Genomic DNA, 25,176 nt, shown 5'->3' with positions numbered 1-25,176 from the left:
TCCTGCCCGGTTTCAGAACGGCGCAGCGACGCGCACATTGCGCGGCTGGTCTTCATCGGGAAAGATCGCGCTGACCAGCAGACCGTAGGGGCTGAGCGGATCGTCGTGACGCTCGACGCTGACCTGCACCGATTTCAAACGCGGCTCGTAGCGCGCGATGGCATCGCCGAGCGTCTTCGCGAACGCCTCGATCTGCAGCGTCGCGCTCGCACCCATGGTGGGAACCGAGCGCATTCCCCACGGCACGACTGCGACCGAATCGCCGACGCTGCGCGCGGTAGATGCGATGCGCTGGATCTGCGCGATGACCGCAGCGACCTGGTCGAATGGCTCGGATCGGCCATCCAGGTTGCGGGGAAGAACACTCAGACGCTCGAACAGGAACTGCATGGAGACCCCGCACTGGGCAATGCACTGGCAGGCGGGCCGCCGACACGAGGCGTCGACGGCCCGGACGCACGTCGGATCAGGTGAAGCTGCCGATCGGTTTGTTGTGCATCACGCTCCAGCCCTTGTGGATGCTGCCCTTGGTCGACATGTCGACGTCCTGGATCGTGTACGTCCACAGGATTTCGGTGAAATTGAGCTTGAACTGCTCGGTCGGCATGTCGTTGGGGTGCGACTGGAACTGGATCTCGCTGATGATCGCGTCGCGCAGCGCGAAGGTCATGATGTTGCCGGTCCGGTCGCCGGAGTTGCGGGCGATGTACAGCATCGTCGGCTCGTCCTTGCCCGACCCCAGCGTCTCGGCGCGCAGGCAATAGTCGTAGAGCTTGACCGATGTCTGATCGACGTACTTCACGCAGGTGAACTCGGTGATCACCGGCCGGCCCGACGTGCGGGCCTTGTTGCTGACGTCGGTGGTGATCTGCTGCTTCATGCCCTGGTGGATCGACACCAGTTCAAGGCACTTGTCGAACTTGAAGATCGGATCGCGCCATTTGTCGTTGTCGATATAGGTCGAACTGTCCTCGCCGATGATGTCCGATTTCCCGGGCCGCAAAATGATCAGGTCCATTGCTTTGGTTCCTCGTATGGGATGTATTGGGCGATGTCTCGCCGGATAAGCTTCGGAATGCCTACTTCGGCAGATCGGCCACGAGCCGGATCGACGTGGTCAGCTCCTCGAGCTGGAAATGCGGCTTGAGGAACACGGTCGCCTTGTACGCTCCGGGCTCGCCCGGCACATCCACCACGACGATCGACGCTTCGCGCAGCGGGAACGCGGACTTCACGTCCTGCGATGCGTTGTCGTCGAGCAGCACATACTGCGAAATCCAGGTGTTGAGGAACGTTTCGACGTTGCCCCGGGTCAGGAATCCGCCCACCTTGTCGCGCACGATCACCTTGATGTAGTGGGCGAATCGCGAAGCCGCCATGATGTACGGCAGGCGCGAAGACAGCGCGGCGTTCGCGTTGGCATCGGCATTGATGTACTTCTTCGGCCGGTTGGTGGTCTGGCCGCCGAAGAATGCCGCCTTGCCGCTGCCCTTGCTGTGGCACAGCGCGATGAAGCCCAGATCGTTGATCTCCTTCTCGCGCCGGTCGGTGATGGCCACTTCGGTCGGGCAGAGGATTTCCTTGATGCCGTCGTCGCCGCCGCTGCTGAAGGTGTAGATCGGCAGGCCTTCGACCAGGCCGCCGCCTTCGACGCCGCGGATCGCCGCCGTCCAGCTGTACAGCGAAAACGCATTGGTGATGCGCTCGGCCAGGAAATACGCGGCATTGCCCCACAGGAAGTTCCGGTTGTCGGGCACCCCGTCTTCGGTGAGCACCGCTTCCTCGAAGCGGAAGCCATCGGCCGGCAGCGTGTTCTCGCCGTACGGCAGGCGCAGCATGACGTGCGGCAACACCAGCGACACATAGCGCGAATCCTCGGTGCCCCGGAACTCCGACCACGCGGTCAGATCGGCGCCTTCGAAGATCTTGGCCAGATCGCGCGGCTTGGCAAGATCGCCGAAATCAGGCAGGCCGAACATCGCCGGCGCCGTGGCCGCCAGGAACGGCGCGTGCGCCGCCGACGCCACGCTGGACATCGCGTTGATGAAGGTCATGTCCGGCGCGCCCGGGCCGATTTCGTAGCCGCCCAGCAGCATGCTGTAGGGGAAGCCGCCGAACGTGCCGTATTCGGCTTCGTAGATCAGCTTGAACAGCTTGCTCTGGTCGAACTCGACCGCCTTGGACATGTCGTCCTGCAGTTCCTTGAGCGTGGCATTGAAGATGCGCAACTTCAGTCGCGTGCCGGTTTCCGTGCGCGACACGAGATGGAACAGCCCGCGCCAGGTCGCTTCCATTTCCTTGAACTTCGCGCTGTGCATGATCGCCGAGAGCTGCTTGCTGAGCGCAGCATCGATGGCGGCCACCGCGAAATCGATCGACAGCGCCGAGCCGCGACCGACGCCGCTGCCGCCGCCGGCACTCACGACCGGAAACACATGATCCCGCAGTGCGGCGGACACGCCGGCCGCGAAATCCGCAGGCGCTGGAAACGCCGTCGTCAGTGTCGCCGTGATCTGGCTGTCGACCGCGCTGTACGGCGTCGCTGTTTCGATCGCGGCGACCAGCGGCGGCAGCGTCGTCGTACTGTTGGTTTCAAGCGCCGTTGCGGTGGCATCGGACACCTTGGCGGTGTTCGGGTCGGCCAATGCAACCAGTTCCTTGACCGCATTTTCGGCGGCCACGGCAGCGGCTTCGAACGGCGCGACCGCCGCTTTCAGCGCAGTCCGCGCCGCATCGCTGCCGGTGGTCGCACCACCGGCCGTTGCGATCCTGTCCTGACGCTCGTCTTCCACCTTGAGATGGTCGGCCGCATGTCTCAACGCAGGCACGGCTTTGTTCTTCAAGGCGTCGCTGGCCGCATGGATCTGCGCGGTGGTCGCGGCGGCCGGTTTCGCGTCGTTGACCGCCTTGAGCGCATCCGCCAGCACCGTCAGTGCGGACCTGGCCGTGGACGCCCAATGCGCGCCGGTGCTTTCCATGGCGACCACGGCATCGTCGAGCGCCTTGGCGGCCGTGTCCTTGACCTCGGCGCGGGCCTGGGCATCGCGCAGCAGCTTGCGCTGCTGGAAGACCCTGTCGAGCACCGGCACCTTGTGGACGATATTGATCGGCTCGAAGTCGGTCATCGATTCGAACACCAGCGCGCCTTTCAGCGGACTGCCGTCGCCGCCCGGCAGCACGTTGTTCACGGTCTTCAGGTTGACGCGCGGGACGCTCTGCTTGAGCACTTCGTTGAAGTTATCGCGGTCGATGTCGACGATCTTGCGATCCTTGTACTCCGGCAGCGCCGCCTTGGGATCTGCCGGATTCGGATCGCGGTCGCCCGACAGGTCGGCGAAGATCCCGACCACGAACGGCAGTTCCCGCTTCTCGATGGCTCCATTGGTATGCACGTCGTAGGTGATGCGTACACGTGGTGGACGCACTCGCAACAGCTTCTTCTGAATGCTTTCGCTCATTCGCTTGCCCCAACCCTGGGTTGTGTTGATGTTCGATGCGTCCGACTTGCGGACCCGTGGCGGCTGCCGGACTGCATGCAACCTTCAACAACATCGGCTCGATCGTTCGCGATTGCGCCTGCGATTTCGACGGCCGCCGAAGCTGTTTCGAGGATATCGATAACAAGTTGCGTGCCAACTTCCCGGAATCGATGAAGTCGTTGATATCACTGCGTTTCCAGGTATTTCCGCAACCCGACCCGCAACGTACCGAGTACTTGTCGACTCGGTGCGCATGCGAACCGCAGTCGGCATCCACACCCGGCGAAGCGCCGCAAAGCCTGTCGGATCAAGGCGATACGCCAGCTTTGCGACGACTGGAACGATCGCGATGCGCGATGAGCGAAAAAAACCGCATACGGGTGCAATTCCACCCACCGCGCGATGCTTGAAGAAAAAAACCATCGCGTTGCGATGTCATGACCGACGCGGCGCCGGTCACGCCCGTACCGGGCACCGTCGTGGAGCAGGTCTCCGACGGTTCCGACGATGAGCAGGTCGCAGCGCTTCCACCGGCAGAAGCTAAGCGCCGATATCGCCTGCACACCGACACCGCAACCGTTCGCGGCAGTCTCGGCGCAGCCGTCGGGGCGGAAACGCGTGCCGCGCACGGGAGACGCATCGGACCCGGAACCGGATCTGAGGTATTCCAACTCTTTCCTCAAGAACATCAAACGGATCGATTGATCGGCAGTCACCGTTCCTTTGCCCGTCGTTCCCGCGAACGCGGGAACCCGGTGCCTTTGCGCTGCGCAGAAGCCGGAAGCATCGGAAGCTTGAAGTCGCTGGATCCCCGCATTCGCGGGGATGACGACGTTTTTTTGAAATGCTCGAAAGAGTGTGGATACCTCAGGGACAGGATCCAAAGCGTCACCGGCCACAGGGCCGGCGAAAAGCGACTTCAGGGTCGGGACTACCGATCGAAGCGCATCGATCGCGTCGTTGGCGCTTCCGGCAACGGCACCGCGATCCGCGTGTCCAGGCCCATGCGCACGAACAGGGCGCGCAGTTCTTCGACGCTGCCTTGCCGCGTCTGCGCCGGGCCCCGCCGATACAGCATTTCATCCGCGTTCGGTGGCGCCGGGCGGAAATCGAGCGCGTCGAAACCGAGCTTTTCCAATGCGCGGCGCGAAGGCGTGTTGTACTCGAAGACCTTGGCATAGCAGGTGCGCATGCGACGCTGCACGCGTGCGTCTTCCAACAGCAGCTGCGCCGCGGCCGGGCCGAGGCCATGCCCCTGGAAATCGCGGCCCAGCCAGTAGTAGAACAGGCCGATGTCGTCGTGCAGGATCAGACTGACGCTGCCGACGAAGCCCCATTCGGCATGGATCACGGCATACAGGCGCTGATCGCCGTAGCCCCAGCACTGGTCGAGCCAACGATGCCAGTGCGCGTGATCGGCGAAGGTCGGCAGGCAGCAGCGTTCGGCGATGGCGGGGTCGAAGTACTGGTTCGCGAAGTCCTGCGCGTGATGATGTCCCAGGGGTTCCAGCCGCAATCCGTCGCCGGGGATCGGTGGCGCGCGCTCGACGAAGGCGATCCACTGTTGCAGCGCATCGTGCATCCCGGTCGCCCAACGATCCTGCGGATCCAGCAACGCCATCGCCCGACAGCGGCTCAATGCCGCTTGCGACTCGCCCAACCGCAGTTGCGCTGTCGCCATGAGGGAGCCGGCCCAGGCCGGCAATTCGCCTGCGGCGTCCATGCGCTCGCAGCTCGTCAACAGCAAGGGCCAATCGCACCATGCAGACGCCAGTTGCAGCATCGTTTGCCGGACGGATGCCGGCGCCGCCCACGCGGAGTGGGACGCTTCGCGCAATCGGAGCAGCCATGCGATGCGCGATTCCGGCACCAGTTCGTGCGCGCGAGCCAGCACTTCGGGCAGCCACCGCTGCTGTGCGCGCAGCGACCACTGCGCGGACGCCAGCGCATCCCAGAGCGTCGACAGCGACAGGCCGGCAGGCGATTCGTCCGCCGGTTCGAGCTGCGCCGCCGCATTCATCTCCGCTATTGCATGCACGCACGACTCCTTGTCCAGCGGCGGTCGATCATCGGAAAGTCCGCTCCGACCATCGCATCAGGGAAGACGACGGCCGAATCTCGCCGGGATATGCGCGGCATTGGCCTGGTCATCGTTCGGGTGCGCGACCCACGGGCCGCCGACATGTCCCACGGGCGGCAGCCCCATCAGCGCACCCCTGACGTGATGCACTTCAACGCCTGCGGCGTTCATCACCCGCTCGACGTGCTCGACCCGGACGATGGCGTGGCCGAACGCGTTCTCTTCGGGATTCTCCCGGTGGTTGTCGTTGGTATGGATGCGCACATTGAAATGGCGATTGGGATCGTCCCGGTCCGGAACCCTGAAATTCCGGCCTGTCCGGATCTGACGCCGCCCGCCTCCCAGATCAGGATTCCATCGCTGCTCCTGGGTCGGATGCATCTGGCTCAGCAGCGCGCGCGCATCGATGCTTCCACGCGGGTCCGTGAGCGCCTCGAAGCTGTCCCGGCCGAACGCCCTGGGTGGCATCAACGGATCCTGTTCCAATCCGGCTTGATGGATCAGGTCCGCCTGCTGCAGCGAATTGCGTCTGCTTCGCCCTCTGTTCTCGGCACTCAGGAACTCCATCGCGCCCCTGTGCTCACCGCTGGCATAACCCCTGCCTCTCCCTCCATTTCCACCCTCCATGATCTTTTTCCTGTTGTCGTGATTCCCGTGAAGACCGCGCCACGGAACCTGGTCCGCGCGCCTGGAGGGTGTCGGGGCGCCGAGCGCCGGGTCGTCAGTGGTTCTGCCGTGACGCCCACGACTGCACCGCGAACATGCGCGCCTGGATCGATGTGTCCATCGGCTTGCCACTGTGGTCCTGGATGCGCGCCTGGCCCTGTTGAAAGACGCCATGCTGCTCGCTCCACATCGCAAGCTTCACGCCGCTCTCGACATCGGGCGCGTAGTGACCCGAACTCAACTTGAAGCTGTCCACCTGACCGGTTTGATCCAGGTTGATGAAGCCCGCATTGGCCACCGCCATGCCTTCGTTGAACGTGCTGTGCTGCACCCGCTCGGGCCTGGTGCTCTTGATCATGGCGAGCAGTTGACCCGCGTTGGACGCCCGTCGGGTGAACATCACCTTGTCGCCCACGCGATCGGGCGGAACCACCTCGCCCTGCGCATTCTTGATGCCTTTCTGCTGCAGACGTCCTTGATCGAAGCTGACGGCGAAGCCCTGCCGGTCGTCCTTGCTGTGATCGAGGTACTTGACCGACTCTCCCTTGCCGTGAAAACCGGTGTACGGATGATCGGGCTGATCCCGCTCCGGATGATACGAAGGCTGCAAAGGCAGGCCATTGTCGCTGACGAAGGCATCCCGGTTCGCGGTGAAACTTTCCACGCGCTGCTGCACGCGCGCCTCGCGTTTCTTGCGGCCCGAATCCCACATCCCGGTGAAATTGCCGAACGCGGTTTTCTTCGACCAGGCTTCCTCGAACAGCGCGTGCTTTTCGGTTCCCTCGGGATAGGGATTCTGGTGTTTCACCTGTCGCTTGGGTTCATCCATCGTTGTCTCGCAGGGTGAGCGGAACAGTTCCGATATCGGCAATCCGCGTCGACCGTGGATTCAAGACGGCGCGGTCGAAGAAAGTACGATCAAAGCAGGTACGATCAAGAAAGTGCGGGCCGGGGCATCGCGCATCCGCTCAACGTCCGGACGACTTGCGCACCACCGTCTCGGTCGGCGCTTCCCACTGCATCCGCGAGGTCTTGATGCGCAGGTCCATCGCGTCCAGCGACTCCTGGTTCAGACGCCCGGGCTTGCTGCCCACCTGTCCGATCGGGAAGCTCACGCCTTCCGGATGGGTCCGCGCCATCGACAGCTCGCCCATCGCCTTGCTCTGCTGCGAAGGCAGCATGCCCATGCGATGGTAGAAACCGAACGCGCTGGGCGCTGTCATCGTGGTCCGCACGAACGGTTTGCCCATCTGCTGCGCGTCCAGGGCGATCTGCTGCATCAGGAACGTCCCACCGCCCGGCTTCTCGGACACGATGCCGTGCACGGTGAGGTCGGTGGGATTGCGATCGTAGGTCGCGCTGCCCTGCGGGTTTTCGATCTCGCCGCGCTGGCCGTCCACGCCGGGTCGCTTGTGCACGTACTCCTGCATCTCCACCCACTGGCCACCGCCGGGTTTCGGTTTGCCGCCACCGCTGCCGAACCAGTTCATCGCCACCCCTTCTTCTTCGATCCCTGCAGCGCATCGCCTACGCCGGCCTCGGCGCGACGCCCCTGTAAAACGTTCCCCGCCACACGGACGGGCACGGCCTGCGCCCCATCGAATGCCGATCGCACGCCTTGCAACGATGCACAGCAATTTCCGCGCCACCGGAAGATCCGGCCGCAAGCACCATGAAAAACAATTGTTTGCGATACGAACCCCGCATCCGGACGCCGCGCACGAGGTGCTTTTCGACCTCATGCCGATGCGCGCCACACCGCCGACCATCCGCGCTTGCAGGCACGATCGCCGAAGAATCGACAGATCACGGGTGTTTTCGAGACTCCGCTGCGGATCGGGTCGGATCGAGTCGTTTTTTACCCGGTGGGTGGATTTTCACCTCATCGGCCGCACGGAGACGCCCACCATGGCGGGGCGATCGCAGTGAAGGCATCGAGACGAAAAAAATCGCCGGTGACGGCGATATGCGGTGCGTGGATTCAAACCGTTTGATGCTGTGCGCGCGGGCGCCGCCACAGGATCTGATTGCCGACGCTGACGGGCTCCACCTCGCCCGCGGCTTCGAGCCGCTCCAACGCGATCTGGGTCACCACCGGCGACTCGGACAAGCCGGGCCAGAGAATCCACCAGCAATGGATGCCATCGAGCGTATCCGCGCTGTCCGGGCGGTCGGCCAGGTAGGCGCGGATGGCATTCTCAGCGAATACAACGAGTTGCTCATCCATAGGTGCGGATTTGAAGTTGATGTGTCACCGGATCGTGGGCCAAGAATACCGCGCGCTCCGGTGGATTCGGCATGATTTGACTCAAAATTGCGCGAGCCGGCCCCACCTGCGCGCACGCAGGAGAACCTGGGGTTCGTCGGCGCGCGCCGCCTTGCGGATTCCGCGCGCGATTCAGCGGATGGCGATTCGACGGCACCGTCGGACACCGGCGCCATTCGCCGGGCCCGCCCCGGAAGGGCGAGCCGCGCGGACGCATCGGATCGAACGCACGCGATGCGCGCATTCCAAGCAACGGTCAGGCCACCTGACCTTCGAAACCGCCGAGCTTGTACTTGCGCACCAGCTTGCCGAAGGCACTGCGCTCCTGCTTCGACAAGCGCGCCGCCTGCGAAATGTTGCCACCGGTGCGCGCCAGCATCGCGCGCACATAGCTGCGTTCGAACTCGGCCAGGGCATTGGCCTTGGCATCGCGGAAAGGCGCCTTTGTATCGCTGTCGGCGAGCAGTACGGCCGGGCCCATCAGCGCTTCGCAGGATTCGCGCAGATGCAGTTCGGTATCGTCGCTCATCAGGAATTCGCGATGGATGATGTTTTCCAACTCGCGGACATTGCCCGGCCAGCGATAGCGTTGGATGAACGCGAGACCATCGGCATGCAGTTGTTTCAACGGCAAACGGTATTGATGGCTCAACCGCTGCAGCGCCGCCCGCGCGAGCACCGCAGCATCGCCCTCGCGGTCGCGCAGCGCGGGCAAGTGCAGGGACAGCACATTCAGGCGATAGAGCAGATCCTGGCGGAATTGACGCTTCTGCACGAGTTCGGGCAGGTCCGCGTTGCTGGCCACCAGCACGCGCACGTCCACTTGCCGCAGCGTGCCGCCGCCGACCCGTCGATAGGTGCGATCCTGCAGGAAACGCAGCAGCGCCGCCTGCGCCTTGGCGCTCAGCGTGTCGACCTCGTCCAGGAACAGCGTGCCGCCAGCGGCCTCGCCGATCAATCCATTGGAGGCGGTCTTGGCATCGGTGAATGCGCCGCGCTCGTGGCCGAACAACTCGCTTTCGATCAGCGATTCGGCAAGCGCACCGCAGTTGACCGGCACGAACGGCTTGTCGGACCGGGCGCTGCGGTAGTGGATCGCCCGCGCCGCGAGCTCTTTGCCTGTCCCCGTTTCCCCGGACAGCAGCACGGTCGCGTCGAGCGACGCCAGCTTCTGGATGCGCGCGAGGACTTTCTGGAACTGCTCGGATGAGCCTATCAAGTTGAATCGTGAATACGCTTCCATCGTACCCCCCCGGATATTTAGATCGTCATGACGGGCGCGAACGCGTCGCCCCAGCACACTCTCGACAGACACCCCATCAACGGAATCCAGGACCTGCAGTGGCCTGCTTTTCGAAAAAAACGCTGGATCCCTGTCCCGTCTGCGGCCAACGCCCTGTTACGCCCGACAGCCCCGCCCCCACGTTGCGCAGGTGCATGCCGGACCATCGCTGATCCATGACGCTGAAGAATGACGCGTACCGGCCCTGTCGCAGGCCAGCGATGACTATGACCGTCCGTCGCCGACGGGCTTCAGTCGATGTGCGTTGCGATTGATGTGTTTCGCGCTGCCCAGCGCGCAGTGCATGCGCTTTCGAGCAACCCGCCCGACGGCATGATGTTGAGCATCGAACTTAGGCATCGCACCCATTCCCTGTTCCTTTGCCAGCAGGCGATCTTAGGACAGCCGTTTTTCAGATACAAGCGTATCCGCGATGGATCCGGCAATCGCGACGTCCAATCGCGTCACCCCGGCGAACGCGTGGATCCCGCGTCTTTCCTGATTGCGGTGGGCTGAAGTCGGCGGGTTCCAACGCATTCACGCCTGCTCAGAGCCGCACCTGTCCAGAGCCGCACCTGCTCAGGGCAGGATGCGCCAGATCGTCATGTCGATATCGCCGTTCGCGTTGGCGCTGCGCCCGACCACGACGAGCCGGCCGTTCGCATCGATCGCGATGCCGCGCGCGCCGTCGCTGCCGCTGGTGCCACCGGCGCCAGCCGCATTGACGATCCAGCCCTTGCCTCCGAACGCGGTGTCGAGTTCGCCGTTTGCCAGATAGCGCCACACGGCCATATCGGCATCGCCGGCCGTATTCGCGCTTTGCCCGGCGACCACGATCCGCCCCTTGCCGTCGATCACCACGGCTCGTCCCCAGTCGTTACCGTCGCCACCGGCCGCCGCATGATGAGTCACGTAACCGCTGCTCTTGAACGTGGCGTCCAGCGTGCCGTTGCCGTTGAAACGCCAGATCGCCATGTCGCCGTTGGTGTCGCCGCTGCCGCGCGGGCTCCAACCGGCGATCACGATCTTGCCGTCGCTGTCGAACGCGATCGCGCGGCCAACATCGTTGCCCTGCCCGCCTGCAGCATTGTCGTGGCTGACGATGCCGCCGGTGCCGAAGTTGTCGTCGAGGGGGCCTCCGTCATCATCGGAAAACCGGAACACGGTCATGTCCTGGTTGCCGGCCGCATTCGTGCGATAGCCGGTCATCACGACTCTGCCATTGGTGTCATGCGCAACGTCGACGGCGATGTCTTCGTTGTTGCCGCCGGTCGAGTAATTCGAATAGATGTAGGCGCGGCCGGCATCGAAAGCGCCGTTGGCGTCGTAACGCCACAGCGCCGAATCCCAGTCGGTGCCGTTCCAGGTGAAACCCGATGCGCGGATGTGCCCGTTCGGCGCCATCGTCGCGACCGTGCCGCCGCTCTGCGGGCTGGGGAAACGCACCATGCCATCGCTGCCGGCCGCACCGAACGTATCGTCCGGCGTGCCATTCGCATTGAACCGCCACATCGCCATGCCCCAGACATTCGCCGCAATGCTGTAACCGCCAACGAGGATGCGGCCACTGGCGTCGATCGCAACGGACGATGCGATCGCCTGATCGTTGGCGTTCGCGCCGCCACCGCCGGCATGGGTCGCATGACCGGTGCCGTTGAAAGTGGTATCGAGCGCACCGGTCGACGTGTACCGCCACAGGGTCATGACCAGTGCGTTGTTGGCATTCGTGCTGTAGCCGGCGACGACGATGCGTCCGTTGCTGTCGATCGCGACGGCCTCGCCGTTGTCGCTGCCGTTGCCGCCAGCAGCATTGTGATGGGCGACGATACCGTCATTGCTGAAGGCTGTATCAAGACTGCCTGCGGGTGGGCCGCTCAAGAGCGGCGGCAGTGGTCGGCTTCTGATTCTCGGCGAGCCCACGGGCGCACGCTCGGTCTGCGCAAGAAGCGTCGCGGTCGATCGTCGGCTGCGCGCGTCGTTGTTCGTATCGGTACAGGAGCACGTGGCGACTGCTGCTGCGGCACCGAGGCAGATCGTGAGGAGATGATGATGAAACGGAAATGGGTTCGACATGAACAGGGCTCGTTATGATGTCCGAAGGAAACCCCCTGTTCGCGACCCGCCAGCGCTCGGCATCCTGCCCCGCCCGCGATCACGACGGATTATGGCCACGTTTCGACCAGCGCCTTCGGTGATCGGAATCACATTTCATTCCCTGCATCCCGAAACAGATTGCGACGACTCTTGAATGCGAGTCGTTTCGCGCCAGCACGCTCCACAAACGAAGACGGGCCGCAATGCGGCCCGTCGATGGATTGCGATGGTGGAAACTCAGCCGCCCTGGGTCAGCGGCACCACGCGGATCTCGACGCGACGGTTCATGGCGCGACCGGAATCGGAGTTGTTGCTGGCGACCGGATAACGTTCGCCCATGCCGACCACTTCGAAGCGTTCGCGGATCAGGCCCTTGCCGGCGAGGTAATTGGAGACCGATCCTGCGCGCTGCTCGGACAGACGCTGGTTGGCTTCGTCGCTGCCGACGCTGTCGGTGTGGCCGCTGATCTCGACAACGGTCTGGTTGTACTCGGCCATAGTCGCGGCGACCTGATCCAGTGCGGAGTAGAACTGCGGTTTGAGATTGGCCTTGCCGAAATCGAAGGTCACGCCATCGGGCAGATTGAGTTTGATCACGTCGCCATCGCGGGTGACTTCGATGCCGGTACCGGCGGTGCGGCGCCGCAAATCGGCTTCCTGGCGGTCCTGATACACGCCGACCGCGCCGCCGGCGACTGCGCCGACACCGGCACCGACCAGCGCACGCTGGCGACGCTCAAGCGCGTCGTCGCCGCTCAGGATGCCGGCCACCGCACCGATGGCCGCGCCGATCAGGGCGCCATTGCGGGTGCGGTTGGGATCGTCCGGGGCATTGGTCTGGCCGGTGTAGGTGGCGCAACTGGTGAGCAGCAGACTGGTCGCGATGGCGATCGCGACCGAGGTATGGGAGGACTTGAACATGAGGAACTCCTGTAGACCGGCATAGGGCGCCGGTAGGCGGAGTCACCTTAGGCTCGGGAAGCTGACACCGGGCTGTCTATGCGAATTGCGCGGCGCAGCATGCAACCTGCATCCTTTCCCGCGCCCATGGGATGCGCCTTGGCGCACCCGCCGCATCGGAAATGCCTGTGCGCCTTTGCGCAACTGCCGCATCGGACATGCCGATGCGCCTTGGCCTGGGGCATCCCCGCTTTTCCGCATGAAAATAAAACGGATCGATTGATCGGCAGTCGCCGTTCTTCCACCGGTCGTTCCCGCGAACGCGGGAACCCAGTGTCTTTGCGCTGCACAGAAGCGGGAAGTCGCTGGATCCCCGCGTTCACGGGGATGACGACGTCTTTTGAAATGTTCGATGTGTGGGGATACCTCGGGCCAAGCCGCACCCCATGGGGTGCGTTTCAGCTGAGCAGGGCCTCGGCGGCCACCGAATCCATGGTCTGCTCCCAACTGCCCATCAGGGTGAGGTAGAGCAGCTTCTCGAACTCGGTGCCGAAACGGCGGATCACCGCATCCGGATCGGGGACGAGCTTGGCATCCGCGATCAACCCGAAGTGCACCTTGCCGTTGTAGCTCAGGATCGACATGCCGATGCCGATGGAACCGGTCTGCGGTACCCAGAACATCATTTCGCGGATCTTGCCGCCGGCCAGGTACAGCGGCTGCTGCGGGCCCGGGACGTTGGTCGCGACCGTGGTCGCTTTGCGGCTGAACATCTCGAGCGCGAGTTCCTGCACCGGCGCGGGCGCCATGCCGAGCGCCGCCAGAAGCCCGTACGCGACGATCGCCTGCCGTGAATTCTTCAGCTGGTGCATGCATTCGGCGACGTGCTCCAGGCGCCGGATCGGGTTGCTGATGCCTACCGGCAAGTCGAGAAACACCAGGCCGAAATGGTTGCCGAGCTTGCGCGCGTGCTCCAGCGGACGCAGGTTGACCGGCACGGTGGCGCGCAGGGTCATGCCGTCGACATGCTCGCCGCGTTCGATCATGTAATCGCGCAAAGCGCCTGCGGCGGTGGCCATCAGGACATCGTTGACGGTACAGCCGCAAGCGCGGCCGACCGCCTTCACTTCCTCCAGATCCAGCGGCGGCGCCCAGGCGACGCGCTTGCTCACGCCCAGTTTGCCGCGCAGCAGCGACGGCGGATCGTCGGGCAGCGCGAGGGCCTGGACGAGTTCGCGGGCGATATCGCCGCCCTCCTTCGCCAGTACGCCGGCCAAGGTGGGGTCGCGGTACATGTCCATGCCCTTTTCGAGCATCTTCGTACCGAGCTTGGCGTAACGCTCGACCGCACCCACGCGGCGCGCGACCTTGGCGCCGTCCTGCTTCAGCCAGGCCTTGCCCAGATCTGCGCCTTTGCCCGGTTCGCGGGCGGTGTCGGTCAGCGACAAGAGGACCTGCACGAGCGCGATGCCGTCCGCATAACTGTGGTGGATGCGCGACACCAGCGCCGAACCGCCGTGGTATTTCTCGACCAGATGGAATTGCCAGAGCGGCTTGGTCTTGTCCAGCGGGCTGGAAGCGAGCGCGCTGACGAAGCGTTCCAGCGCTTTCTGGTCGGCGCGGCCCGGCAGCGCCGAGAGCCGCACGTGCCAGTCGAGATCGAAATCATCGTCGGTCTGCCACGCCATGCCGGCAGGCGTCTCGACCGGTTTCATCCGGAACCGCGAATAATCGAGGAAACGCTTTTCGATGACCTTCTTCAGTTTCACAAGCGAGATGGGCTCATCGAACATGAGCACGCCGGTGATCATCATCGGGTTGGTCGGCCGCTCCATCCGCAGCCATGCGGTGTCGACCCGCGACATGGATTCGCGGCGCGGACGCTTGAACGCCGGTGTGCCTGCGGACTTTTCATCGGTCATACGTGTCTCCCCGTCGTGCCGCGAGTGAATCACGCGCGACAGCCGCGGTCAACGCGAGCCGTGGATCGCTCAGTCGCTCCCGCCACCGATCCTGCGATAGGCGTCCAGCGCCGCGAGACGGCCGCGGGCGAGATCGACGATGGGCTTTCGCGGGTAGTCGGGGGCGTAGCGGGCCAGCGTGAGCGGGTCGGTCCACGGCGCGAATCGCAGTGCAGGCGGCAATGGCGACAGCTCCGGCAACCATCGGGTGATGTACGCACCATCGGGATCGAACTTTTCGGCCTGGGTCACCGGGTTGAAGATGCGGAAATACGGCGCGGCATCCGCGCCGGTGCCGCCGATCCACTGCCAGCCGAGGGTGTTGTTGGCCAGATCGGCATCGACCAGGGTGTCCCAGAACCAGCGCGCGCCTTCACGCCAGTGATAGCGCATGTGCTTGCACAGATAGCTGCCGACGATCATCCGTACGCGGTTGTGCATCCATCCGGTCTGCCACAGTTGGCGCATGCCGGCATCGACGATCGGAACGCCGGTGCGGCCGTGATGCCAGGCATCGCGCATGGACGGGCTGACCTTCGCCCATGGAAAATCGGCGAAGCGCGGATTGAGATTCTGTTCGGTCGTCTGCGGAAAATGATGCAACAGGTGATAGGCGAACTCGCGCCAACCCAGTTGCCGGAGGTAGCCGTCGATCTCCTCGGCCAAACGCGGCGTACGCAGCGACAGCAACACCGCCGCGATCCGCCAGGGCGCGATCTCGCCGAAATGCAGATGCGGCGACAGCCGCGAGGTGCCGACGCGGTCGGGACGGTCGCGCTCCTTGCGGTAATCGCGCAATGCGCCTTCGGCGAAGACATCCAGCGCCGCGCGCGCGCCGCATTCTCCGGCCTGCCAATGCGCCCAGAAATCCGTGTCCCAACCCGGCGACGGCAACAGTTTCAACGCCTCCAACGGCAGGCCATGCGGACCATCGTCGACCTTCGGCAGGGTCGCGGGCGCGTCGTGCAGCATCGGCAAATGCAGCGCCGCTTGGCACGCGCGCCAGAACGGGGTGAAGACCTTGTACGGGCCGCCCTGCTTGGTCGCGATCTGCCAGGGCTCGAACAGCAGTGCGCTGTTGTGACTCTCGGCGCGCAGGCCCTGGTACTTCAGCGCGGCCTTGATCGCGGTGTCGCGCTTCTCGATCGCAGGCTCGTAGCGGCGATTCCAGAACACCGCTTCGGCGTTGCAGGCGGCTGCTAGCGACTGCAGGGTCTGCAAGGTCGGCGAATGGAAAAAACGCAGCCTCGAGCCGCGTTTGCGCAGCGCGGCGTCGAGCGCGGCCAACGAGTGGTGCCGCCAAGCCTCGGCCGCCGCGCCGGGCGTCCATGCGCCCTCTTCGTCCGGCGCATGGATATAGACCGGAATCGGTGCATAGCCAGCGTCGAGCGCGGCCTGCAACGCGGGATTGTCGGACAGGCGCAAATCATTGCGGAACCAGACGATCGCATTGGCCATCACATCGTCTCCATGCGGACGAACATCCTTGTGAACATGGTGAATCTCCTTCTGCCGCACCACTGCGGCCATCCGCCTGTTTTGCGAGCAAACCGCACTCGCGTCCTCGTGCTCCCGGCACCGATCATGCGTCAGATCCGCGACAAAGCGCCGCCCCGGTATTCGCGGGGAATGCGATCGTTCAGGCCCACCAGAATCTCGTACGGGATGGTCCCCGCGGCCTGCGCCACCGCCTCGCAGCGGATCCCGGCATCGCCCTGGCGACCGATCAACACCACTTCGTCTTCGTTGTAGGCGGTGCCCTGTGGTCCGAGGTCGACCATGAACTGGTCCATGCAGATCCGGCCGACGATGGGGTGGCGATGTCCACGGATCAGCACTTCGCCGCGCGACGACAGCGAACGTGGATAGCCATCGCCGTAGCCTATCGGAATGGTCACCACGCGCGTGTCCCGCTGCGGAGCCCACGTGGCGCCGTAGCTGACCGGATGCCCGGCCTCGACCACTTTGAAGTACACGATCTGGGACACCAGCGAAAGCGCGGGCCGGAGATCCACCGTGGGCCGGGACGCGGGGTCGGGCAGCACGCCGTACAGCGCGATCCCGGGACGGACCATGTCCAGATGGGTTTCGGGGAAATGCAGCACCCCGCCGGAATTGGCCAGATGGCGCAGCGGCATCGGTGCGCCGATGCGGTCGAAATGCGCGCAGGCCTCGAGAAAGCGTTCGAGTTGCAGCGCGGTCATCGGCGATGCGGGATCGTCGGCGCAGGCCAGATGCGAATAGATGCCCTTCACCACGCACCACGGCGACGCGACCGCCGCTTCGATGAAACCGCCGGCACGGTAGTTGTGCACGCCGATACGCTCCATCCCGGTGTCGATCTTCAGATGGATGGTGGCTTTGCGACCAAGCGCCTCGGCCGCGCGCTCGACCTGGCGCAGCTTGTCCAGCGACGACACCGTGATGTCCAGGTCATGGACGATGAACCGGGCCACTTGCGGCCCGAAGATGCCGCCCATCACCAGGATCGGCACGTCCACGCCTGCCTGCCGCAGCGCGATGCCTTCCTCAAGGAAAGCCACACCCAAGTGTTCAACCCCCTGCGCCTGCAGATGCAAGGCCACCGGCACCAGCCCGTGCCCGTACGCGTTGGCCTTGACGATGCCCATCACCGGCACGCCCGCATGCGCGCGCAGTGCACGGAGATTGTGCGAAAGCGCATCGAGATCGACATGGATCCGGGTCGGCCGCTCGCTCGCCTCGGCATGGCGATGGCGCAGGGCATCGACGTCGGTGATGGTGGGCGTCGGTCGGGTCATGCGGCATTTTACCGGCCGCGGGCCTGAATGCGTTCTCTTTGCCGCATATCCCTTTGTCGTATATCCCGAGCGGATCGCGATCCCCATTCACCTGCTCACGACAATCGCCGGCATGCGCGGTCGATCGGGCGAGGGATCGTTTCGCTTTGATGGGCCCCAGCGGGAATGAGCGCATGGGCGATCAGGACGGTCGCGATCCTTGACGCATCGCGCATTCGCCGGGCAGGCGCGGAATTGCAACCATCCAGCTGCCGCAGTAGTCTGTCGACGCAGGGGATTTTTTAAACGGAAAAAAGGAATTGCCCATGAAAACAATACTGAAAACAACCATCGGCACACTTGTGACAGGACTTCTACTCACGGTGTCTTCCGGCAACGCAGCAGCAGCCTATGGATGCGTATCGGAGTTTCGTGCTTGCGTGGCTGCCGGAATCGATATCGATATCTGCAGGGACCAGTTATGGCTCTGCAAGTACGGTTATCTGCCAGCAAAATCGGCAGCGCAGATGATTCCCGGCGATCGTCGCTACTGATTCCGGAATCCACGCCGCGATTTCGGAAACCAACGCTGTCCTTGTCGACGATGCCTGCCATACATACGGCAGGCATCGTCCGTGTTCGTGCGCGTGCTTTGTCGCGGATATTTCGATATCGGCATCGCCGACGCTGCATGCCCACCACATGCATATCGGGAGTGCGACGACGGCTTGGTGCGATGCATCGCCAGAGGCACCCATCCGGACATCTGCCAATTCCGGTTTGAAGTATGCATGGCGCAGAAGGGATGCGGCCCCATTCCGTGAGCCCATCGCGCCGTGGAAACGAACAAGGGCGCCAATGGCGCCCTTGTTTTTTGCACTATCGATTGCAGCCCGAAACGATCAGGCCTTGCGCGCGCGCTTCACGGCTTTGACCGTTTTCTTCGCGGTGGTGCGGCGGACATTCTTGCTGCCCGGCTTGCGACCGCGACGGGCGGTGCGCTTGGCCTTCGCCGGCTTGAACCTGGCGACCAGCGGCGACAGCGTGGTTTCGAGCGTATTGCCCAACTGGGCGGCACCGGCTTCGATGCGGGTGCGCAATTCGCCAGCGGCGGTGGTGAGATTGGACTGCATCTGGCCGACGGCGGCGGTCGCCTGACGGCGCGCTTCGACGACACGGTCGGCGGCGCCACCGACCGCAGCGAAACTCTGCTTGCGTGCGATCGACGCCAAGCCCAGACCGGCAAGCCACAGGTGGCGGGGCGTCGCGGTGGGCGTGGAAATACGGGTCTTGCCGGTGATTTTCTTGCGTGCCATGAGTGATCTCCGTTGCGGGGATGCCGGGGGACCCGGCTTGGGACACGGCCAGCATGGCTCCGCACGGCAGAGCAAACACACTAGGGCCGCCCATGCTGCAAGGCCTTCGGGGCCCGAGGTGCCCCACTTTTTCCTCATGGACATCAACGGATCGATTGATCGGCCATCACCATATCTTTTACCCGTCGTTGCCGCGAACGCCGGAACCCGGTCTCTTTGCGCTGCACAGAAGCTGAAAGTCGCTGGATCCCCGCGTTCGCGGGGACGACGATGTTTTTGGATGCACGCAAATGTGGGGATACCTCAGCTTCAGGACTTGCCACGCATCGCGACTCGCGGGATGCTGGCGGCTTCCATTGCGAGGACTCGAACATGGCCAAATCCAGTTGGGCCGCCTTCCCCCACGACGCCAAAGCCTTCGCCTATGCCGGCGATGCGCTCAAGAAAGCCTGGCCCAAGCTGCATGCCGGCGATTGCGAACCCTTCCCGGATGCGAAACACACTGCAGCGCTGATCAAAGCGGCCGGAAAAGCAGCGCCCAAGGGGATGGACGCCAACGCGCTGGCCGATGCGCTGCAGGATGCCTGGCGCAGCTTCCACGCCGGCGATTTCAAGGCCGCATTCGAGGCCGGCGAAGCGCTTGGTCCAGTGGGCGCCTCGGTCGCGGCCAAAGCGATCGGCATCCACGCGACCTATCTGGTCGACAACGACGCGGAAAAGCTCAAGCGTTTCGAACAGGCCGCGAAACTGGCCGAAGCCGCCATCAAGGCGCTTCCCGATGAAGCCAACAGCCACTACCGCCATGCCTTCGCGCTCGGCCGCTACAGCCAGGGGCTGTCGATCGCCAAGGCGTTGAAGGACGGTATCGCCGGCAAGGTCCGCGCCTCGCTGGACACCGCGCTGTCGCTGGCGCCCAAACACGCCGAAGCGCATACCGCGCTGGCGATCTACCACGGCGAGATCATCAACAAGATCGGCGCGATGATCGGCGGCCTGACCTACGGCGCCAAGGCGTCCGAGGCCGAAAAGCACATCAAGGAAGCGCTGAAGCTCACCCCGGCCTCCCCCATCGCCAATATCGAGCACGGCAACCTGCTGATGCTGCTGCACGGCGACAAGAAAGAAGACGAAGCCGCTGCCGCCTACGAGAAAGCCGCCAGCTGCAAACCGCTGGATGCGATGGAAGCCCTGGACGCCGCCTACGCCAAATCCGAACTGGAGTAAGCCCTCCGAAGCACCGGGCCTCTACCGGCTTGCCTCGGTTTCGCTCACTCCGTACAATCATCAACCCGATCTCCGGGCGGTTAGCTCAGCGGTAGAGCATTGCCTTCACACGGCAAGGGTCGCAGGTTCGAACCCTGCACCGCCCACCAAACAAGCCTATGATTTATAGGGGTTTTTTTAGCGAAAGGCCATTCGGAAACGGATGGCCTTTTCCGTTGTACTGTCCGTCGTACTGAAATTCATTTTTGCTGTCGAGAGTAGTTGTTAGCTCAGGGAAGGTCGGCGGGTTTCCACTGGTTATTTCCGACGGACTGCGCAAAAGAGAGGTCGTAGGACTCCCCAGCGAACGCGTGGAAAAGACATATCGGTGGCAAGTTCAGTTCCCGCCGTTGCTTGGCCAATTCAAAGACACAGTCATAGGTCGATTGCTCTGTGTGAATGCCGAACACCACCCCACAAGCGACGCCGGCGGAATGTCCAACCATTCTCGAGCCCGATTGCCATACACGAGACGCCATTCTTTTTCATATTCCCACGCTCGGCCCTTGACGAACACGTGGATGATCTCGATCCCTTCGGGTGCCAAGGTGGAGCGAGGGTACTCGTCCTGGTAGCGAATCGGAAAACCTCCAAGGCTGTTTTCCGAAAGCGCGTGGCGAAACACCAAGGCAATTCCCCTATGAGAACAGCCGTAGTGGGCCCACATCAATGGCTGGGCGATGCTCTCTGTCATCGAGAAAATGCCAAAGCGATCAAGAGATTCGGAGATACTTGCGTGCGCCTTGACCTTGAATGCTGATGGGTTGCTCGCGGCGCCTTGAATATACTCATCGGGCAAAGCAGAAAAATTGCCTTGCCGAGTAGATATCCCCTGCAGGAACGAAGAAATAATCCTTGAATCTGGCTCTTCTAGGCCGAAGCTTGTGTCGAACGGATCGTTGAACTCGCTTCGGCACGAAAGCCGCACACGGCTATTGAGCATTATTTCTTGCATCGTTGAAGAAAAAAATTTCGACTCCGGCGACAAAAATTTATACATACGGGATGGCAATTGATCACCAAGACCTCGAAGCCGCATGGTTTCAGCTAACCATTCAGAGAATCCAGGATCTTTGTCCATATGCACCACGCGCGGAATCGACACAGCCTATGACGCCGCATTACCAAAAAGAAAGGGACACTGAGCTGAATGGCGCTTACTTAAGCCCCGTCATCCCCGCAAAAAGCGGGGATCCAGCGCCTTTGCTTGGTCAAGAAAGCCTGAAGTCACTGGATTCCCGCCTACGCGGGAATGACGAAAATCTGGATGCCGTGCTTAAGTAAGTGCCATTCGACACTGAGCCGACACTCCAGCGGCTCCGTTGGATCGCCCTTCCCGCGCAGAGCAGTAAGCCTTGAATTGTCTTCGACGCTGTACTGCTTGCAGTTAGCACTAATCGGCTGAATGCTGTGATGGATTGCGGGGCTGTGCCCTGATTGCGAAAGTTGCCGGGGGGATGGGCTGCGGGTTTCGCGGCTTGCGCCGCTCCTACAAAAAAGCAACCGCTATCGGCGTCAGCCTTGGAATTTGATATCCACGACGATGGCGCTCGAAACGCGCAAAAAACGGGCCATCTCCCGATGGCCCGCTGGCGTTCCTCATCGCATCGTCGCGTTCGATCAACGAGCGCCCATGGCCACCTTGTTCTGGTCCTGCTTGTTCGGGTCCTGTTGCTGGTTCTGATCGACCTGCTGCGCCTGCTGTACCGCAGGCTTGGTCGCTTCGGCCATCTTCGTGCTCTGGTCGACGCCCTGGTTCACCGCCTGGTTGTAGTCGACATAGGAATTCTTCGACGCCGCGCTGGTCGGGTCGCCCTGGACCGCCACCAGATAATTCTGGCCATTCGGCGCCGAGGTCTTGCTGACATGGTCGATGCTCTGCAAGCCGGTCGCCTTGGCGTCCGCTGCGACCGCTGCGGCTGCTTTCTCCATGTCTTCGCGCGACTTGAAGCCGCCGCTCGGGCCCAACTGTTCCAGATTCGACAAGGCCTGCTGGTACAGCTTGTTGTCGGGATGGTTGGGATTGGACATGAGCGGCTTGTCCGTTTGCGACATCTGCTGCGGGGCGACATTGCTCGGCGGGGTTTCGGTCGATGTCGCTGGCGACTGCGTTTGCGACGACTTCGATCCTTCGGGCGCGGTGGTCGATGACGGGCGCTGCTCGCTGCTGCTGACGGGCGTCGTGGCGTTTTGCGTGGCCGTGGCGCGCTCCGCCTGTTGGCCCGGATAGATCCCCAGCGCGGTCAGCGTGTCCTTGCCGGCCTTGCCGTCGACTTCCAACCCCTTCTGCTCCTGATACTTGCGCACCGCTTCTTCGGTCTTGTCGCCGAAATAACCGGTGGTCGGCAGCGACTGGCCCTGCGCATCGCGGATGCCCGCCTTGTTCAGTGCTTCCTGCAGGCCTTTCACGCCTTCGCCGCGTTCTTCCTTGATCAGCAGCGTATCGCTGGTGCTGCCGCTTTGGCCCTTGGTTTGGCCGCCCTGGGTCTGAGTGGGGTCGCCGCTCAGCGCGCGATAGGCTTCGTCCGCACTCATGCCGCTCTTGATGTTCTGTTGGTACTGGCCACGCATCTGATCGAGCGCGGTACCGACCTGGGCGGCCGTGATCGATGCGCTGTTGCCGGCCGAATCGCCGTCGTAGACGCTGCGCCCGGTCCGAGGATCGGCGACGCTCGCGAATTCGCGCGCCAGCGCGAGCTGCGCGCCCTGCAGGCCCTGCGCGCCGCTGGTCTCACCGGTGATGTACGCCTTCACCTGCGGACGTTTTTCGTCGACCAGGTAATCGGCGAACATCCGTTCCTGCAACTGCGGCGTGAGCTTGGCGTTGCGATCGACCCCCAACGAATTCACCGCTTCCTCGAAGGTGCCCGGGATCATCTGGTACTTGCCGACCGCGAACAGACGGTCGGGATCGCCTTTCGCCAGATCCTGACGGCGCATCACTTCGCCCACGGTCATCTGCGAGAAGTCGATCTGCGCACCGTTGGCGTCGCCTGCACGACCGCGGTTGTAGGAGCCGTAACCGCCTTCGCCGCTCGAAATCAGCGTACCGAGCGGATTGGTCGAGCCGAAGTCGGTTGGACCGCCCGGAACCCGGTTGCCCGTCGGCTGCTGCGGGGGCGTTTGCGTCTGATCCTGCGGAGGCGTCTGTGTCGGCGTCTGCGTCGGCGGCGTCTGGTTCTGCTGCGGTGCGATCACGCCCAGATCGGTCAGCATCTTCCGGTCGGCAACGCCGGTCTCGGGCTGGCCATGGGTCTTCTGGTAATTGATGACCGCTTCACGCGTCCGCTCGCCGAAATCCTTGTCCGGATTGAGCGCATTGCCCTTCGCATCGAGCGCACCGGCGGCCTTGAGCGCCAGCTGCAGTCTTTCCACTTCCGGGCCCTTTTCGCCGATGCTGAGCTTGCCATCGGCCAGCGGCGGATCGGCAGGCTTCGGGAAATTGCCGGAAATCGGCACGAAACTGGGGCGTTCGGTCACGAGGTTTTCGGTCTGCGCCGGGCGCTTGTCGGTGGTCAGCGCGCCGCTGTCCATGTCCTTGATCCACTTGTCCGCCTGGGCGATGTACCTGGTGTTCACATCGAAGTGGACGTGATTCGGAAATGCGTTCGGATTGCCGTTGTTGTAGCCGTGCTGCAACCCGAGCGACTGGCCGTATTCGATCTTGTCGCCGGGCTTGAGATTCGGATCGACCTGGGCATGACGGATCTGGAACATCGTGTCGCCGGTCTTGGGGTCGTTGATGGTGATGACGCCATCCGTGCGATCGATCTTGCCGATCACGCCGGCAGCCGGGGACGGGATCGGCACGTTGCCGTTGGAAAGCCCGGGCGCGGTCAGCACCATGTCCTTGCTGACCATGTATTCGCCGCCCGGCGTCAGGACCGCGCCGCCCTTGTAGTTGCCCAGTATTTCTTCCGACTCCCCACCGACGCGGGCATACACGCGCCCACTCTCCTGCAGCCCTTTGCTGGGATGATGATTCTCCAGATCGCGGTAGTTGCTGACGGGGTCGGAATTACCGCCGACGCTTTCGTAGATCTTGATTTTGGCCATTTCCGGAATCTCCTGTTCGACGCATGATCTCGGGGAAGAGCAGTCGGCGGGGGCAATGCGAAACCGGCCCCCTTCCCGCTCATGTCAATGTCTTCACTCATGAAACGTGGAATACAGCAAGCGCGGGACGCCTGCCGCGGTCTGTTCCGACTCAAGGACTCGGCGGATCGGGATCCTCGGTGAGATACCAGCAGCCCGCCTTCTTCTCGAATTTGTATGAATTGCCTTCCGACATGCCGTACTGGTAACGGACCATGCGAACGTCATCGCCTTGCGGCTCCACCTTCAGATCCAGCGAAGCGGCATCCTTCTTGCCGTTTGCGTCGATGAAGTGGAACGCGTTGTCCGTGTACTTGACGTTGAAGTCGGCGTAACCCGCCGCAGGCTGGTACACCAGCACAGTGTCGTCGCCATCCTCGCCGCCGCCGAGTTCCGCGGTCTTGACCATCGACGCGGTGAACGCCCGCTCGACGCGATCGTCGGAAGCGAACGCCTTGAGGAACGCGTCGAAATCCTGCGAAGGACAGGCAGGCACAGCGCCATCCATCGACTTCGCGGCAGGGTCGAGCGCGGAAACATCCCACGACGTCACCGCGAACGCGGCTTCTTCGCCCGCGACGTTCCAGCGTTCGGAAGGTCCATACGCGGTCACGCGGATGCGCTTGCCTTCGGCGGCATTGGCGAAATACATGACGCAATGGCCGTCGCCGCTGCAGCTTTCGACTTCCGGCAGCTCGCCGCAAACCAGCGCTGCGCCGCCGACGTTTTCGCGGCACATCGGATCTCTCAAAGGCAACCATCCGGCATCGGTCAGTCGCTTGCGCAGATCCGCATACGGCATCTCCCTGGTGAACGCGGCATCCACCGCTGGTGCCGGAGCAGGCGTCGGCGCGGTCACGGGCTCTGCGACGGCGGCGGGTGGTGCCGCTGCCGCCGGTTCGGCCGCCGGCGCGGTCGGCTTGCACGCGGCCACCAACAACATCAATGTCAGGATCGATGCACTTCGATAACGCATACGTGCTTCCTCATCTCGAAAAAAAGAAAAAATGGAACG

The 25,176-nt window shown here is 63.3% G+C and carries 22 protein-coding genes and 1 tRNA gene; 5 read left to right on the top strand and 18 right to left on the bottom strand.

The genetic code is table 11. The features are described 5' to 3' along the window. Positions 1-12: 12 nt before the first annotated feature. The 3 genes from HOP03_15950 to tssC form a co-directional block, all read right to left on the bottom strand. On the bottom strand, positions 13-390 hold the full coding sequence (locus tag HOP03_15950; protein ID NOT89652.1) for a type VI secretion system baseplate subunit TssE: 378 nt from the start codon (positions 388-390) through the stop codon (positions 13-15). A 76-nt stretch (positions 391-466) separates the two neighbouring features. Further along, the gene (locus tag HOP03_15945; GenBank protein NOT89651.1) at positions 467-1,018 is read right to left on the bottom strand and encodes an Hcp1 family type VI secretion system effector; all 552 of its coding nucleotides are present in this window, start codon (positions 1,016-1,018) and stop codon (positions 467-469) included. A 61-nt stretch (positions 1,019-1,079) separates the two neighbouring features. Then, positions 1,080-3,458 (bottom strand): type VI secretion system contractile sheath large subunit, encoded by a 2,379-nt coding sequence (tssC, locus tag HOP03_15940; protein ID NOT89650.1) that lies wholly within the window; start codon positions 3,456-3,458, stop codon positions 1,080-1,082. Positions 3,459-3,514: 56 nt separating this feature from the next. On the opposite strand from tssC, the gene HOP03_15935 reads away from it, so the two are divergent. Further along, entirely contained in the window at positions 3,515-3,889 is a 375-nt protein-coding gene (locus tag HOP03_15935) for a hypothetical protein (GenBank protein NOT89649.1), read from the top strand. A 521-nt stretch (positions 3,890-4,410) separates the two neighbouring features. Here HOP03_15935 and HOP03_15930 read toward each other — a convergent pair. The 4 genes from HOP03_15930 to HOP03_15915 all read right to left on the bottom strand — a co-directional run bounded on the left by HOP03_15930 (position 4,411) and on the right by HOP03_15915 (position 7,715). Continuing rightward, entirely contained in the window at positions 4,411-5,517 is a 1,107-nt protein-coding gene (locus HOP03_15930; protein NOT89648.1) for a GNAT family N-acetyltransferase, read from the bottom strand. Positions 5,518-5,574: 57 nt separating this feature from the next. Next, complete coding sequence (locus HOP03_15925) at positions 5,575-6,027, bottom strand: hypothetical protein (GenBank protein NOT89647.1); 453 nt, start codon at positions 6,025-6,027, stop codon at positions 5,575-5,577. Between the two features lie 253 nt (positions 6,028-6,280). After that, entirely contained in the window at positions 6,281-7,054 is a 774-nt protein-coding gene (locus tag HOP03_15920) for a hypothetical protein (protein ID NOT89646.1), read from the bottom strand. Positions 7,055-7,193: 139 nt separating this feature from the next. Continuing rightward, a complete protein-coding gene (locus HOP03_15915; GenBank protein ID NOT89645.1) occupies positions 7,194-7,715 on the bottom strand; it encodes a hypothetical protein in 522 nt (173 codons plus the stop codon). Between the two features lie 136 nt (positions 7,716-7,851). Here HOP03_15915 and HOP03_15910 point away from each other — a divergent pair, with 136 nt between their 5' ends. After that, positions 7,852-8,154 (top strand): hypothetical protein, encoded by a 303-nt coding sequence (locus tag HOP03_15910; protein ID NOT89644.1) that lies wholly within the window; start codon positions 7,852-7,854, stop codon positions 8,152-8,154. Positions 8,155-8,206: 52 nt separating this feature from the next. Here the strand turns inward: HOP03_15910 and HOP03_15905 are convergent, their stop codons facing one another. The 7 genes from HOP03_15905 to alr form a co-directional block, all read right to left on the bottom strand. Next, positions 8,207-8,452, bottom strand: coding sequence for a hypothetical protein (locus tag HOP03_15905; protein NOT89643.1), 246 nt, complete (start codon positions 8,450-8,452; stop codon positions 8,207-8,209). Positions 8,453-8,747: 295 nt separating this feature from the next. Further along, positions 8,748-9,734: a sigma-54-dependent Fis family transcriptional regulator gene (locus tag HOP03_15900; protein ID NOT89642.1), complete on the bottom strand. Its 987-nt coding sequence runs from the start codon at positions 9,732-9,734 to the stop codon at positions 8,748-8,750. 618 nt (positions 9,735-10,352) lie between these two features. Beyond that, positions 10,353-11,651 carry a hypothetical protein gene (locus HOP03_15895; protein NOT89641.1) on the bottom strand — a complete coding sequence of 433 codons (1,299 nt, stop codon included), beginning with the start codon at positions 11,649-11,651 and terminating at the stop codon, positions 10,353-10,355. Positions 11,652-12,104: 453 nt separating this feature from the next. Then, positions 12,105-12,788 carry an OmpA family protein gene (locus tag HOP03_15890; protein NOT89640.1) on the bottom strand — a complete coding sequence of 228 codons (684 nt, stop codon included), beginning with the start codon at positions 12,786-12,788 and terminating at the stop codon, positions 12,105-12,107. Positions 12,789-13,225: 437 nt separating this feature from the next. Beyond that, a complete protein-coding gene (locus HOP03_15885; GenBank protein NOT89639.1) occupies positions 13,226-14,689 on the bottom strand; it encodes a wax ester/triacylglycerol synthase family O-acyltransferase in 1,464 nt (487 codons plus the stop codon). A 69-nt stretch (positions 14,690-14,758) separates the two neighbouring features. Continuing rightward, positions 14,759-16,186 carry a deoxyribodipyrimidine photo-lyase gene (locus HOP03_15880; GenBank protein ID NOT89638.1) on the bottom strand — a complete coding sequence of 476 codons (1,428 nt, stop codon included), beginning with the start codon at positions 16,184-16,186 and terminating at the stop codon, positions 14,759-14,761. 131 nt (positions 16,187-16,317) lie between these two features. Next, entirely contained in the window at positions 16,318-17,508 is a 1,191-nt protein-coding gene (gene alr, locus HOP03_15875; GenBank protein NOT89637.1) for an alanine racemase, read from the bottom strand. Between the two features lie 305 nt (positions 17,509-17,813). On the opposite strand from alr, the gene HOP03_15870 reads away from it, so the two are divergent. Further along, positions 17,814-18,041 carry a hypothetical protein gene (locus HOP03_15870; protein NOT89636.1) on the top strand — a complete coding sequence of 76 codons (228 nt, stop codon included), beginning with the start codon at positions 17,814-17,816 and terminating at the stop codon, positions 18,039-18,041. Between the two features lie 348 nt (positions 18,042-18,389). On the opposite strand, the gene HOP03_15865 is transcribed toward HOP03_15870, so the two are convergent. Next, complete coding sequence (locus tag HOP03_15865; protein NOT89635.1) at positions 18,390-18,803, bottom strand: hypothetical protein; 414 nt, start codon at positions 18,801-18,803, stop codon at positions 18,390-18,392. Positions 18,804-19,175: 372 nt separating this feature from the next. Here HOP03_15865 and HOP03_15860 point away from each other — a divergent pair, with 372 nt between their 5' ends. Both HOP03_15860 and HOP03_15855 read left to right on the top strand, forming a co-directional pair. Beyond that, complete coding sequence (locus tag HOP03_15860; protein NOT89634.1) at positions 19,176-20,027, top strand: hypothetical protein; 852 nt, start codon at positions 19,176-19,178, stop codon at positions 20,025-20,027. 74 nt (positions 20,028-20,101) lie between these two features. After that, positions 20,102-20,176: transfer RNA gene (locus tag HOP03_15855), tRNA-Val, on the top strand. Positions 20,177-20,403: 227 nt separating this feature from the next. Here the strand turns inward: HOP03_15855 and HOP03_15850 are convergent. The 3 genes from HOP03_15850 to HOP03_15840 all read right to left on the bottom strand — a co-directional run bounded on the left by HOP03_15850 (position 20,404) and on the right by HOP03_15840 (position 25,137). Continuing rightward, the gene (locus HOP03_15850) at positions 20,404-21,171 is read right to left on the bottom strand and encodes a DUF2971 domain-containing protein (protein ID NOT89633.1); all 768 of its coding nucleotides are present in this window, start codon (positions 21,169-21,171) and stop codon (positions 20,404-20,406) included. Positions 21,172-21,686: 515 nt separating this feature from the next. Next, a complete protein-coding gene (locus tag HOP03_15845; GenBank protein NOT89632.1) occupies positions 21,687-24,122 on the bottom strand; it encodes a hypothetical protein in 2,436 nt (811 codons plus the stop codon). A gap of 151 nt (positions 24,123-24,273) precedes the next feature. Further along, entirely contained in the window at positions 24,274-25,137 is an 864-nt protein-coding gene (locus tag HOP03_15840) for a hypothetical protein (protein NOT89631.1), read from the bottom strand. Between the last annotated feature and the right edge of the window lie 39 nt (positions 25,138-25,176).

The organism is Lysobacter sp., assembly GCA_013141175.1.
Taxonomy (GTDB): Bacteria; Pseudomonadota; Gammaproteobacteria; order Xanthomonadales; family Xanthomonadaceae; genus Lysobacter_I.
The sequence above is the reverse complement of the archived record's forward strand: the minus strand, read 5'-3'. Positions and strand labels throughout refer to the sequence as shown.